Below are 12,591 nucleotides of genomic sequence, written 5' to 3' on the forward strand. Positions count from 1 at the left end.
GTGATGCAATGTCGACTGAGGCCCGCCCGGCCGGAGTTCCCGGCCGTCTCAGCAGCGCGATAACTGCGAGATGCGAGGTTTGATCCTATTTGCTCTGGACCACGCGAACGTCGCTGCAATGCGGGCGGGGCCGGCCTCAGGCCGCCGCCGCCTGCTTCGCCAGCAATTGCTTCAGCTTCGCCGCCGGCACGGCCGGGCTGAACAGCCAGCCCTGCATCTGGCTGCATCCGAGCTGCCGCAGCACCGCGGCTTGCGCTTCGGTCTCGACGCCTTCCGCCGTCGTCGCCATGTGGCGGGCCGCGGCCATGTGCACCACGGCCTGGACGATCGGAGAGGAATCCTCGGATTGGCCGATGTCGCTGATGAAGCTGCGATCGATCTTGATCTTGTCGAACGGGAAGCGATGCAGATAGCTCAGCGACGAATAGCCGGTGCCGAAATCGTCGAGCGCGATGCGCACGCCGAGATCGCGCAGCTGCTGCAGGACGGTCAGGGCCTCCGCGTCGTCGCGGATCAGCACGGTTTCGGTGATCTCGAGCTCGAGCCGCCCCGGCGCGAGGCCTGACTCGGAGAGCGCGGTTGCAACCTTGAGCGCCAGCGTCTTGGAGCGGAATTGCACCGGCGAGACGTTGACCGCGATGTGGATGTCGCCGGGCCACGACGCCGCCTCGGTGCAGGCCTGCCTCAGCACCCATTCGCCGATCTCGCCGATCAGGCCGGTGTCCTCAGCGACCGGAATGAAGTCGGCGGGCGAGACCATGCCGCGCTCCGGATGGCGCCACCTGAGCAACGCCTCGCAGCCGGTGACGACGTTGGCGGAGAGATCCACCAGGGGCTGGTAGTGCACCTCGAATTCGCGGCGGGCCAGCGCCTGGCGCAGGTCGATCTCGAGCTGGCGGCGCTGCCGCGCCTTGGCGTCGTATTCCGGCACGAAGACGCGGAAGGTGCCGCGCCCTTCGCACTTCGCCGCATACATCGCCAGATCGGCGCGCTTGAGCAGGTCGTCGATGATGTCGCCGTGGTCCGGCGCGATCGCGATGCCGATGCTGGCGTCGGTCGTGATCTCCTGGCCCTTGCAATCGACGGGGATGCGCAGCGCCTTCAGGATCCGTTCGGCCAGCGCCGCCAGCTCGTCCTGGTCCGAGCTCCCGGCCTTGACGATGGCGAACTCGTCGCCGCCGAGCCGCGCCACGAGATCGTCGTCGCTGACGCAGGCGCGCAGGCGGCTGGCGACCTGGCGCAGCAATTCGTCGCCGACCTCGTGGCCGAGCGAATCGTTGACGCCCTTGAACTCGTCGACGTCGATATAGAGGACCGCAAATGACCTGCCTTGGGCGAGCTCCGCCACGCGCCGCTCCAGATGTCCGCGCATCAGCACGCGGTTGGGCAGGTCGGTCAGCGCGTCGTAATGCGCCATGTGTGCGATGCGCTCGTCGGCGCGGATGCGCTCGGTGACGTCGTTGTGGGTGGCGAGCCAGCCACCGGCCGCGCCGGGATGGTTTTTGATTTCGATCAGGCGGCCGCCGGAGGTCTCGACGATGGTGCTCTGGAGGCGCCCCGCATTGCTCAGGATGTCTGCGCAATAGGCGTCAACGTCACCGTGGAATGAGCCGGTATCTGCGCGGTGCTGGATCACGTCGCGGAAAGTCGTGCCTGGCTTCACCACTGCGGTCGAGAGCCCGTACATCTCGATGTAGCGGCGGTTGCAGACGACGAGCCGCTCGTCCTGGTCGAACATCAAGAGCCCCTGGGTCATCGTATTCAGGGCGGTGTCGAGCCGCTGCTTCTCCAGCGAGACGCGGTTGGTCACCTGGCGGAAGATCAGGAACAGCGTGAGCACGAGCAGGCCGATCGACAGCACGGCGACGGTGACGAAGAACTTGGTTTGCGTGCGCCATGTGGCGAGTGTCGCGTCCAGCGATTTGGTGGCGACCACCACCAGCGGCTCGCCGGTGAGCCGGCGCGAGGCGACGATGCGGTCCTTGCCGTCCATCGGGCTCTTGAGCTTCGTGGTGACGAAGCTGCGCTCGAACACGGCTTTCTGCGCGGCCGAGCCGGTGCGGAAGTTCTGTCCGATCATCGCGTCGAGATGCGGAACGCGCGCCAGCAGCTGGCCATTCTGGTGGTGCATCGCGATCGAGGCGTCGTCGCCGAGGCCGGTCGAGGCGAAGAAGGATTCGAGCTGGTCCGGCGTGATCGCGCGGGTCACGATGCCGAGGAACTCGCCATGCGCGCCCGACACGCGTCGCGCAAACACGATCGCCGGGCCGCTGCCGAACCGGCCGGGCACGACCTCGATCTCTTCCTGCGCGGCCGGATCGTTCTTGAGCCTGATAAAATAGCCGCGGTCGGACACCGAGATGTCGGCGACGGGCCAGCTCTTCGACGAGTTGATCAGCTCGCCCCTGGAATCGAACAAATTGGCGCCGGCGACGTCGGACCAGCCGCTGGCCTTGGTGCGCAGCACCTCGTGCATGGCGAGCGTCGACATCTCGCTGCGGAAGACATCGGGGGAATCGATGCCATAGCTTTCGAGCTCCGCGATGATGCTCTTCTGCAGCACCGCAAAATCCTCGAATTGCCGGTCGAAATGCCGTGCGAGCAGGCGGACCGAGCTTTCCAGGCTGTCGCGGCCGCTCTCGATCGCGTTCTGGCGGAAGCGGTCGACGGTCAGCGCGGTGCCGACGGCCATTGCCGCCATCAGCACGAAGCCGCCGACGATCAGCCACGTCAGCGGTGCGCCCCGCCAACGGCGAAGCAACGCGCGCAACCGCGCGGTCCAGCTTGTTGATGCGCCCATCCCTGTCCTCTCCCTTGAGAGGCAAGATGCAGCAAAACCGACAAGAGCCCGTTACCAGCAACGGTTAGGGAACTATGAATCGGAACAAAATCAGGAGCTTGGCGCGCCCCCGAAAGGGCACGAACCTGATCCGGTCCCGCCAGCCGCTCACTCCCGCTTCACCTCCCATGCCAGCGCGTCCGCATTGTCCTTGGCGAAGATCCCGGGCACGTCGAATTTTCCGGTCTGAAGGTCGTAGCGGCATTGCCAGCCGCCGAGGCCCTTCATGACGGTGTTGTTCGGATGCTCGTCGTATTGGCCGCCGAGCGAGATCAGGAGATAGCGGTTGTTGGGCCAATCGAGCCGAGTTTGCGATAGGCGTCTTCCGTGCCCTCCAGGGGACCCGGCGGCGGCCCGAAAGCCGCGAGCCCGGGGGTGGCGGCGAGCGTCAAGGCAAGCGCCAGCCATGGCGCGGCGCGGCAAGATGCGGTCACGGTGAAATACCCTTGAAGAATTGCCGCGAAGCGGCCTCGCTGATTTGACGTGCGTCAGCCCTGGCGGTTCACTTATCCAGGCTTGCTGCCGTAGCCAAAACGGCGCAATTTATCGGGGTTGATTTCCCAGGTTTTGATCAAGGCTTGATGACTGATGATCACCGCATCCAAGGCCTTCGTTGCGTTCTGTCTGCTGGCGGTGGTCGGCACCGTGCTGGTGATCGGCCCCGCCGAGCTGCGCCGGCTGCTGCCGGGCAAGACGAACACAGAGGTCGCCGCGGTCGTGAAGCCGGACGAGAAACAGCCCGAAGCGAAGACCAAGCTCGAGCCTGAGGCAAAGGCCGAGGTGAAGGTCGAGGCCAACGCAGAGGCCGACACCGGGGTCAAGTCGGAGGCGAAGACCGGCGAACCGAAGCTTGCCGCGGCTGCGCCGGCACCGTCAGCCTCTCCCATGGCCGAGACCCGGAAGCAGGTCGCGGCGCTGGCCGAGATCGCGCCGGCCAAGTCGCAGCCTTCAGCTGCCGACACCGGCCCCCGTTTCGACGTCGCCCGCGTTGACGATCAAGGCGAGGCTGCTGTCATCGCCGGCCAGGCCGCGCCCGGTGCAAAGGTCGAGCTGCTGCGCGATGGCCAGCCGCTCGACAGCGTGGTGGCCGATGCATCGGGCCAGTTCGTGATGACCCCGCCAAAACTTCCCGCCGGCAGCTATGAGCTGGCGCTGCGGGCGACGGCACCCGATGGCACCGTCGTGCAGTCGAGCCGCACCATGCCGGTGACGATCGCCGAGGCTTCGCCGCCGGCGCGCGTCGCGGCGGCGCCGAAGCCGGACGCGAAGCCGGTCGAAAAGCCTGACGATAAATCAGACGTCGTCGCGTCCTTGCCGCCGCCACGCCTTGCCGCGACGCAAGCGGCCCGGCCCCGCATGATGGGCTCGCCGAAACCCAAATCCATGGCGAGGCTGCCGGCCGCGAATGCTGCCGTCGCATCGGCCTCGCCCGCGGAGGCCATCACCCCGGCGACGGCGGAGGCCGGCGGCAGCCGGGTGGTGTCCCGCGGCGACAGCCTCTGGGCGCTGAGCCGTCTCGCCTATGGCGACGGCGCCCGCTATGCGGTGATCTTCAACGCCAACCGCGCGAAGATCCGCAATCCCAATCTGATCTATCCCGGCCAGACCGTCGTGGTGCCGCAAAAGCCGCAGTGAGCTTGCTTCGCCTCTCCCGCTTGCGGAGAGGCCGACGCGCCCCGGGCGATGCGAAGCATCGTGCCGCGCGCGGCGGGTGAGGGCTCTCACCACCCAGGAATACCCTCCCGAGCGGAGGCACGCCCACCCCAACCCTCCCCCGCAAGCGGGAGAGGAAGCCCGGCGCCGATGCCGCCGCATCGTGGACACCATATGCGATAGCACTGCCGCAGGGAGCGCTCGCCGCGATAGCGCCTCGGGGGTCCGCTGACGCTTCGCCCGTCGCGTCGCGGAACAATTGGTTCCCTCGCGAGTCATCTCTGCGACGTGGTGCGCTTGGCTGGAGGAGGGCCAAGGGGTGGTCAGCTCGTTGGTCGGTTCAGTGGTCTTGTCGAGATCGCGCTTGGGACCGGCGCTTGCCGGCGCGATTCTTGTCATTCTGACAGTGCTGTTGCCCAACAGAGCGGAAGCGCAGTTCGGATTGCGCGGCGGGCCGCTCGGTGTTGCGCGCTTTGCCGTGGGCCATGTGCTCGGTCTGTCGCGCCTGCGCCATGCCCGCATGGGCGTGCGCGGCGGCCGTACCCGTGATGCCGCGTTGCGGTCGCAGGATCCGCGGCCGAGGCCGGACGGAGCCGAGCGCGGCCAGCCCGCCAATCCCTATGTCATGCGCGCGGCGCTCACCGCGCAGGCCGCGCTGTCGGGCTGGCATGGCGGCCACCGCCCGCAGGGCTGGTGGCGTCACCCTGACGGCAGCTATGGCTGGATCGGTCCGGTGTTCTGGCCGTTCGCGCATGACGATCTCACCGCTGCAATCATTTTCGGCGATACGACCAGTCTCTCGCTCTATGGCTACGGCGATATCTATGCCGCGATCTTCGCGCCCTATGCCGCGCCGGAGCTCGCCGCCTACACCGCGCCGCACGGCCGTCGCGGGCGAAGGGTTCCGTCGGTGGCGACGGTCTGCGATGGCAGCGACACCGGCGGCTTGCCTGTCGAACGTATCGCCGAATTGGTGCAGCCGAACGAGATGCAGCGCTCGGCCCTGGACGATCTCGGCGCCGCCTGGATCTCCGCGCGCGATATCATCCGCGCCGCCTGTCCGGCGCAGGCGCCCGCGACGGCCGCGGAGCGCCTCGGCGTGATGCAGACCCGTCTGGAGGCGATGATCAAGGCCACGGACGCGATCGCGCCGGCATTGGACAAAGTCGTCCACCTGCTCGATGACGGCCAGAAGGCAAAGCTGGAGTCGCTGGCGCAGCAGCGCCGTGCCGCCCTCGCATCGGCCCAGCACAAGGACGCGCAGGCGGCCAAAGCCTGCGATCCGAACGACGATCCCCGCTACGACGTGCAGGCCCAGCACCAGTACGAGCAGCTCGTGCAGCAGCAATGGCCCGCCGCCGAGATCGTCTCGATGCTGAAGCTCGACGACACCGGAAGCGCCCGGCTCGACGTGCTGCAGGACACCACGCTGCGCACCATGCAGGCGCTGAGCTCCTGCCCGATGAAGGCGGAAGCGACACCGCAGGCCCGCCTCGCGGCCGTGAAGACACGGCTCCAGACGATGCTGCAAGCGGTGGGCGGCGTCGCCGATGCGCTCGATGATTTCGAAGCCGACCTGAGCGACGAGCAGAAGGCGGCTTTCGAGGCGATCGGGCCGAAGCGGGGGACGTGAGCAGCTTCCCTATCGCGCAGCGGTCTTGGGCCGCTCTCGATGATCTTCCGCCGCAAAACGAGACGTCATCCTGAGGGCCCGCCGCAGGCGGGCGTCTCGAAGGATGGGCCACGGGCGAACTGCTAACAACATCTTTCCCCCAAGCGATAATCCTGCCCGATGATATACAACGATTTTGTATATCATGGAGGCGACAATGCTGGTTTCCAAGTGGGGTAACAGCCTTGCTGTTCGCTTGCCCAAGTCGCTGGTGGACGCCCTGAACCTTTCACCCGGTGACGAACTCAACGTGGTGGAGGCCTCGAAGGGAAGGCTCGCGGTGGAGAAGGTCGACAAGCGGGCGGAATTTCTCAGGCAGGCGGAGCAATTCCAGTTTCCCCTGCCTGAGGGTTACAAGTTCGACCGCGACGAGGCGAACGAGCGGTGAGCGCGTTCTTCGACAGCAATATCCTGATCTATGCGTATTCGACCGACGCACGGCGCCAGCAAGCGCTGAGCACGATTGCCGGCGGTGGTGTCATCAGTGCCCAGGTCCTGAACGAGTTCACCAACGTGCCGCGCAAGAAGCAGAAGCTGGATTGGCCTGTGATTGAAGCCGCCGTGCAGTCGCTGCGCTTTCGCTTTCCCGACATCGCGCCGCTGACGTCAGACACGCACGCTGCGGCGCTTGCTCTGGCCCCGCGACCACACGCTCGCTTTTTATGATTCCTTGAGCGTTGAGCGAGACCTACGCGAAGCTCCTGGAGACAACCCACCCCGATGACGCGAGCGCCAGAGACGCCTACAGGGCAAGACGAGCTTCAGCCCTAACGCCCGACGATGCCATCATGCCAGCGTTTTGCCCGACGCGTCAAGGAAAATTTCGAAAAATCCGCAATTTCGAGAAAATCGCAGGGCCGCCCAGTGACTTGCCTACTGTGCATGGGGTTGTTTTCGACTTTTGCGTTGGTTTCTATCCCCGACGCCGCGCCGCGGAGGCATCCACGACGTTGTCGACCTCCTCGCGCCAGCGCAAGATCTCCATGGCCAGCACCGGGTGATTGAACCCCTTGAGCTGGAGATCATCGAGCGCGCGCGCTTCGACCCATGGCTCGACCATGCCGTAGACGCGGCGGCTGACCACGATCTGGTTCGCATGGGCCTCGGCGCACAGGCGGGAGGCGAGGTTGGTGACGCTGCCGATCGCGGCATATTCCAGCCGCTGCTCGAAGCCGACCTGGCCGAGCGTGGCATAGCCCAGCGCGATGCCGATGCCGAAGCCGAGGCTATGTCCGCGGTTGCGCCAGCGCTCGGTCAGGGGGCCGATGGTGTCGCGCATCTCCACCGCCATCTTCACGGCGCGCGTGGTGTGGTCCTCGAACTGGATCGGCGCGTTGAACAGGATCATCACGCCGTCGCCGGCATATTTGTCGAGCGTGCCCTCATATTTGAAGATCAGCTTGCCCAGCGCTGCGTGATATTCGCGCAGCACGTTCATCGCCTCCTCCGGCTCGGTCGCCTCCGTGAAAGCCGTAAAGCCGCGCAGGTCGCAGAACACCACGGTGACTTCGCGGCGCTGGCTGGTGAGCAGCCCCTCGGGACTGTCGGAGGAGGCGATCAGCTGCGCCACCTGCGGCGCGAGGAAGCGCTCGAGCTTGCGGATGCGCTCGATCTCGCCGAGCTGGGTCGCGACGCGCTCCTCGAGCGACTTGTTCCAGTCCTTGAGCTGCTCGGTCTGCTCGCGCAGCTTGTCGGCCTGGGCGCGGACCGTTTGGTTCGCGCTCTCCAGCGCGTGGCTCTTGTGGTCGACTTCGCTGAACAGCCGCGCATTGCGCATCGCCAGCACCGCCTGGTTGGCGAAGGTGCGCATCAGGCCGGTGAGGCTGCCCTCGAACGCGCCGCTGGCGCGGCGCAGCACCACCAGCGCGCCGAGCGTGCCCTGCTGGTCGACCAGCGGCACCACCAGCACCGCATGGAAGCCGGCGGCGAGCGCGACGTCGCGCAGCGGCTGCCCGGCGGCGTGGTCGAGGTCCGCGATTGCGATCGGCTCACCGCTCTCGGCGGCATCGCTCAGGATGTTGTCGCCTTCGTCGATCGTGACGTGGGCGCCTTCGGCCGATTTGTCGATGCCGTCGGCCTCGACCAGGTTGAAGCGATGGCGTTCGGCATCATGGCCGTAGATCAGCACCGCATCGGCATGGCTGATCTCCAGCGCGCGGGCGGCGATCGTCGGCAGCACGGCATTGAGGTCGAGCGAGGACGCCACCGCACGGCCGACCTCTTCCAGCACCTTCAGCTCGTTGATCGACTGGGCGAGATCGCGGGTGCGCGCCTCGACTTTCGCTTCGAGGTCCGTATAGGTCTCCTGGAGCTGCCCGGCCATGCGGTTGAACTGGCCGGCGAGCTCCTCCAGCTCGTCGGAGGTGTGCACGTCGATGCGATGGCTGAACTCGCCCTCGCCGAGCCTGTGCGCGCCGTCGCGCAGCGCCGTGATCGGGATGATCATGCGCCGCGCGAGCAGCGTGCCGGCGAGGATCGCGACCAGCAGGCCCATGCCGATCAAAAGCGCGATGCGCACGAGCTGGTCACGGATCGGCATCAGCGCCTGTGAGGCCGGCTGCTCGAACAGCACGCTCCAGCCGAGCTTCGGCACGGTGCTCTCGGCTGACAGCACCGCGTGGCCGTTGAAGTCGGTGCCTGACGTCGCGGGCTCGCGGCCGGGCGCGATCGCAGCCGCGACCTGCGGCAGTTTCGACAAATCGCTGCCGAGATCGGGTCCGCTGGACGAGGTCGCGAGCACGCGGCCATGTGCATCGACCACATAGGCGAAGGCGGCCTTGCCGACCTGTGCGTCCGACAGAAAGCGGGAGAGGAAGCTGAGATCGACCTCGGCCACGGTGACGCCGGCATTGAAGCCGGAATGTGCCACCGAGATCGACATGTAGGGAGTGCCGTCCGAGAAGTAGGCTGGCGAGTAGCTGACTCCGCGCGCGACCGTATCAAGGAAGCGCAGGTCGCGGGAGAGGTCCGCATTGCTGCCGGTCGTGGTCGACTGGCGCGAAACGCGCAGCACCTCGCGGCCGTCGCCGTTGAGCTGGAACAGCTGGGAGACGACGGAGACCTGCTGCAGCAGCTGGGCATAATCGGCGCGGCGCTTCTCGATCGTGTCCCGGCTGGCCGTCGTCACCCAGCTGATCTGGCGCTCGATCTCGGAGACGGATTGCTCCAGGCGCCGCGCGGTGGCTTGCGCCTTGTCCTCGAGCCCGCCGGTCAGCTGTGTCCTCGTGGCGCGATAGGAGATCCACGTCTCCATCGCGCCGTTGACGGCGAGCACGAACACGACGAGGCCGACGAGGGAGACGACATATTTGGCGAACAGGCCCCCGCGCAGAAACCAGGTCTTGTCTTTCGCTCCCGCCATCCGGATCCTCTCGCGCCACGACGGACGCCGGCGCCATGGGCCGCACAGGCCGAACGGCCCTTTTATCACAATTTGGGCCGGTGAACCGGCGAGGGGCTGGTGTGGCTTACCCGCGGGAAACGCCGTCCGCCAATCACCTGTTAAACAGCTGCCGCATCAGGTCGTTCATCGGCTGGCTGTCCTGCTGCGCCGCAGGCGGGTCCTGGGTCGGCGGGGCCGGCGAGGCCTGCGGCGCCGGTGCGCCGGGCAGGCTGAGGTTTCGGCTGGCGCCGTTTCCGTTGCCGCTCGACAGCCCCTGCTGGATCAGATTGCCGATCGCTTCGCCCAACTGGCCCCCGAGCAGATTGTTTTGCCCTTGTCCTTGCCCCGGCCGCTGCGCCTGCGGATCGGCGTTGCCGCCGAGGCCAAAACTGTTCAGGATATTGCCGAGCCCGGCGCCGTCAGGGCCGAACAGGCCCTTGCCCATCTCGCGCAGCTTCGCATAGGCGGCATCAGGATTGTCGAGCACGCCGGCCATGTCAGGATAGATCCGCGGCTGCGACCACGGGCCTGTGATCATCACGGGAATGCCGAAGCCGACCGGTTCGGACGTGCGGCCCTGGCCTTCGGTCGTCATCACCAGTTTCGGCTCGACGCGAAAGCCCATCATCTTGGTGTCGAGCGCAATGGTGCCGGCGCCGGTGACACGCACCAGCGGCCCGACCAGATTGAGATCGGTCGTCACCGCCTGTCCCTTGTCGATGCGGAAAGAGGCGGAGAGCTGTGACAGGTCCGTGCTCTGCTCCTGGCTGGCGTTCTGGTTGTCCTGCCAGCCCGACAGCGTGCCGGAGGTCAGCGAACGGATCATCTGCGCGACATTGATGCCGCGGATGCTGCCGTCCTGGAAATTGACGAAGGCCGTGCCCTGCATGTTCGCCATCAGCGCGCGCTGGCTGGCGCCGGCGCTGCGCAGGGCGAGCTTGGCCTGCAGCTTGCCGTCGATGCGGTCGAATTCGGCAAGGCCCTGCAGCAGCGGCAGCGCACGCACGCCGACGAGGTCGGCATGCATCGCAAAGCTCGGCGCGCCGCCGGTCGCATCCAAAATCGCTTCGCCCGAGACCTGGCCGCCGTAAGTGCCAAGATTGGCCGTGCCCGCCTTCAAGATGCCGCCCGCGAGCTTTGCATCAACCGCCAGCGGCGCTAGACGGGCATCGCCAATGACGGCTTCGTTGGCCGAGACCCTGATCTGGGCGTCGACATAATTGAGTCCGGACACGTCGATCGGCGCATCGCTCCAGGGCTCCCCAGCCGCACCGCCAGGCGATTTCACCAGCGGGATTGCGAGCCGCTGGAAATCGAGATCGAGCTTCACCAGCGGCTTGCTCGCGATGTCGACCGAGGCCCAGCCATTGAAGCCGCCATCTCCGAGCGTGCCGCTGACTCCGTTGATCATCACGACCGCGCCGTTCAGCCGCATGTCGGCATGGCCGGCGAGTTGAGCCTTCAGCACGTCGGGCATGTCGATGGCGAAATCCACCGGGATGGTCTGGCGCTCGTTCGGTGGCGCCGGCCTCGTCGCCTTGATGTCGAACCTGGTCGGGTGCTCGCCGACGCGAGCAGTGCCGGCGATATTGACCTTGCGGTCGCGGCTCGTGACGGCGTCGGCGTTGATGGCGCTGATGCGGCCTTCGACGCGATCGCGCGCGCGAGAGAATGCGACCTCGCCGTTGCTGATCTTGATGCGCTCGATCGTCGCGCCGCTCATGTCGAGCGCGAACGCCTGCGCCGACGCACCGCTGTCGGGCAGGCGCTCGCGCAGCAGCGGCTGGTGCAGCACGGGGTGGCTGACGACAATTTCGCTGATCTCGGGATGGCCCGACCATGCGCTCGCAAGCGACATGTCGGCCTGCACGCTGTCGATCGTCAGGCGCGTGATGCCGCTGCGGTCCTTGGGATCCTGCAGCGTCAGATCGTTCAGCGTGATGTTCAGCGTCGGCCAAAAGCTGATCTTGGCGGAGCCGTCGATCGACAGGCGATAGCCGCTCGCCTGCTCGACGCGCGAGGCAATCGTCGTGGTCAGGAAGCCCGAGGGAATCCCGATCACCAGCAGCAGACCGACCACGATGATGATTGCGGCCACCGCAGCGCCGGCGAATTTCATTGCTCTCATGTCGCATTTCCAAGAACTGCGGCGTCGAAACCGGCCGGTTGCCGCCCGTTCGCCTGAGTTTATCCCGGGACGGGAGACCGCTCCAAGCGCCTAAAAATAATCAGGAGGTGCTGCAAAGTTATGTGACTTATGACACACTTCCCCGGTGCGGTTTTACGCGATCCTGACGTCGATGCCTCCAAGCGATTTGCCGAAGAGATTCACAAGGACGTTGAAATGAGCAAGCAGGCGGAATTTGCGGTCATTCTGAAAATGAATGCCATGTTCGCCGACCTCGGTCCCGACGAGCTCCAGCGGCTGTCCAATCTTTGCCACACCCAGCATCTGGCAAATGGCGAGGTGTTGTTCCAGAAGGGCGATGCGGGAGACGCGCTGTTCGGCGTGCGCCGTGGTCAGGTCCGCATCGAGACTGGGGCGTCCGATGGCAGCCGGCTGACGCTGAACTTCATGGGTCCGGGCGATCTGTTCGGAGAGGTCGCGGTGCTCGACGGCCAGAGCCGCACTGCGGATGCGACCGCCGGTGAAGCCAGCGAATTGTTCGTGTTGCGGCGCGAAGACTTTCTTGCTTTTCTGGAACGGGAGCCAAAGGTCGCGATCAAGATCATCGCGCTCTTGTGCCAGCGCATTCGCTGGCAGAGCGAACGCATGGAAGAGTCGATGTTGCAGCCTTTGCCGGTGCGGCTGGCGCGCCGGCTCTGCGCGCTTGCCGCCGATTTCGGTTCCGAAGTCCACATCTCGCAGGAGCAACTCGGCGTCTTCGTCGGCGCCGCTCGCGAGAGCGTCAACCGCCAGCTTCAGGCCTGGCGCAAGGAAGCAATCCTGGATCTCCAGCGCGGCCGCATCCTGCTGCGGAATATGTCCAAGCTGACCGCGATCGCGCGAAACGAGTAGGACGAGGCGTCGCGGCGAAGACTTTC

General features: G+C 66.2%; 8 protein-coding genes. 5 read left to right on the forward strand and 3 right to left on the reverse strand.

All coding sequences use genetic code 11. From position 1 onward, the window contains the following. Positions 1-136: 136 nt before the first annotated feature. Positions 137-2,800: a bifunctional diguanylate cyclase/phosphodiesterase gene (locus ACVWZ4_RS13135; protein ID WP_456736930.1), complete on the reverse strand. Its 2,664-nt coding sequence runs from the start codon at positions 2,798-2,800 to the stop codon at positions 137-139. Between the two features lie 627 nt (positions 2,801-3,427). Between ACVWZ4_RS13135 and ACVWZ4_RS13140 the strand changes: the two genes are divergently transcribed. The 4 genes from ACVWZ4_RS13140 (at position 3,428) to ACVWZ4_RS13155 (ending at position 6,830) form a co-directional block, all read left to right on the forward strand. Then, positions 3,428-4,474: a LysM peptidoglycan-binding domain-containing protein gene (locus tag ACVWZ4_RS13140; RefSeq protein ID WP_456740444.1), complete on the forward strand. Its 1,047-nt coding sequence runs from the start codon at positions 3,428-3,430 to the stop codon at positions 4,472-4,474. Between the two features lie 382 nt (positions 4,475-4,856). Next, a complete protein-coding gene (locus ACVWZ4_RS13145) occupies positions 4,857-6,125 on the forward strand; it encodes a Spy/CpxP family protein refolding chaperone (protein ID WP_456740445.1) in 1,269 nt (422 codons plus the stop codon). 196 nt (positions 6,126-6,321) lie between these two features. Then, entirely contained in the window at positions 6,322-6,552 is a 231-nt protein-coding gene (locus ACVWZ4_RS13150; protein ID WP_456740446.1) for an AbrB/MazE/SpoVT family DNA-binding domain-containing protein, read from the forward strand. Next, positions 6,549-6,830, forward strand: a complete 282-nt coding sequence (locus ACVWZ4_RS13155; protein ID WP_456740447.1) for a PIN domain-containing protein — start codon at positions 6,549-6,551, stop codon at positions 6,828-6,830. Before ACVWZ4_RS13150 ends, ACVWZ4_RS13155 begins: the two co-directional genes overlap by 4 nt. Before the next feature lie 247 nt (positions 6,831-7,077). On the opposite strand, the gene ACVWZ4_RS13160 is transcribed toward ACVWZ4_RS13155, so the two are convergent. After that, positions 7,078-9,525, reverse strand: a complete 2,448-nt coding sequence (locus ACVWZ4_RS13160) for an adenylate/guanylate cyclase domain-containing protein (RefSeq protein WP_456740448.1) — start codon at positions 9,523-9,525, stop codon at positions 7,078-7,080. Positions 9,526-9,658: 133 nt separating this feature from the next. After that, on the reverse strand, positions 9,659-11,674 hold the full coding sequence (locus ACVWZ4_RS13165; RefSeq protein WP_456740449.1) for an AsmA family protein: 2,016 nt from the start codon (positions 11,672-11,674) through the stop codon (positions 9,659-9,661). 216 nt (positions 11,675-11,890) lie between these two features. Here ACVWZ4_RS13165 and ACVWZ4_RS13170 point away from each other — a divergent pair, with 216 nt between their 5' ends. After that, positions 11,891-12,565 (forward strand): Crp/Fnr family transcriptional regulator, encoded by a 675-nt coding sequence (locus ACVWZ4_RS13170; RefSeq protein ID WP_456700227.1) that lies wholly within the window; start codon positions 11,891-11,893, stop codon positions 12,563-12,565. The last annotated feature ends 26 nt before the right edge of the window (positions 12,566-12,591 follow it).

The organism is Bradyrhizobium sp. USDA 4472, assembly GCF_054058595.1.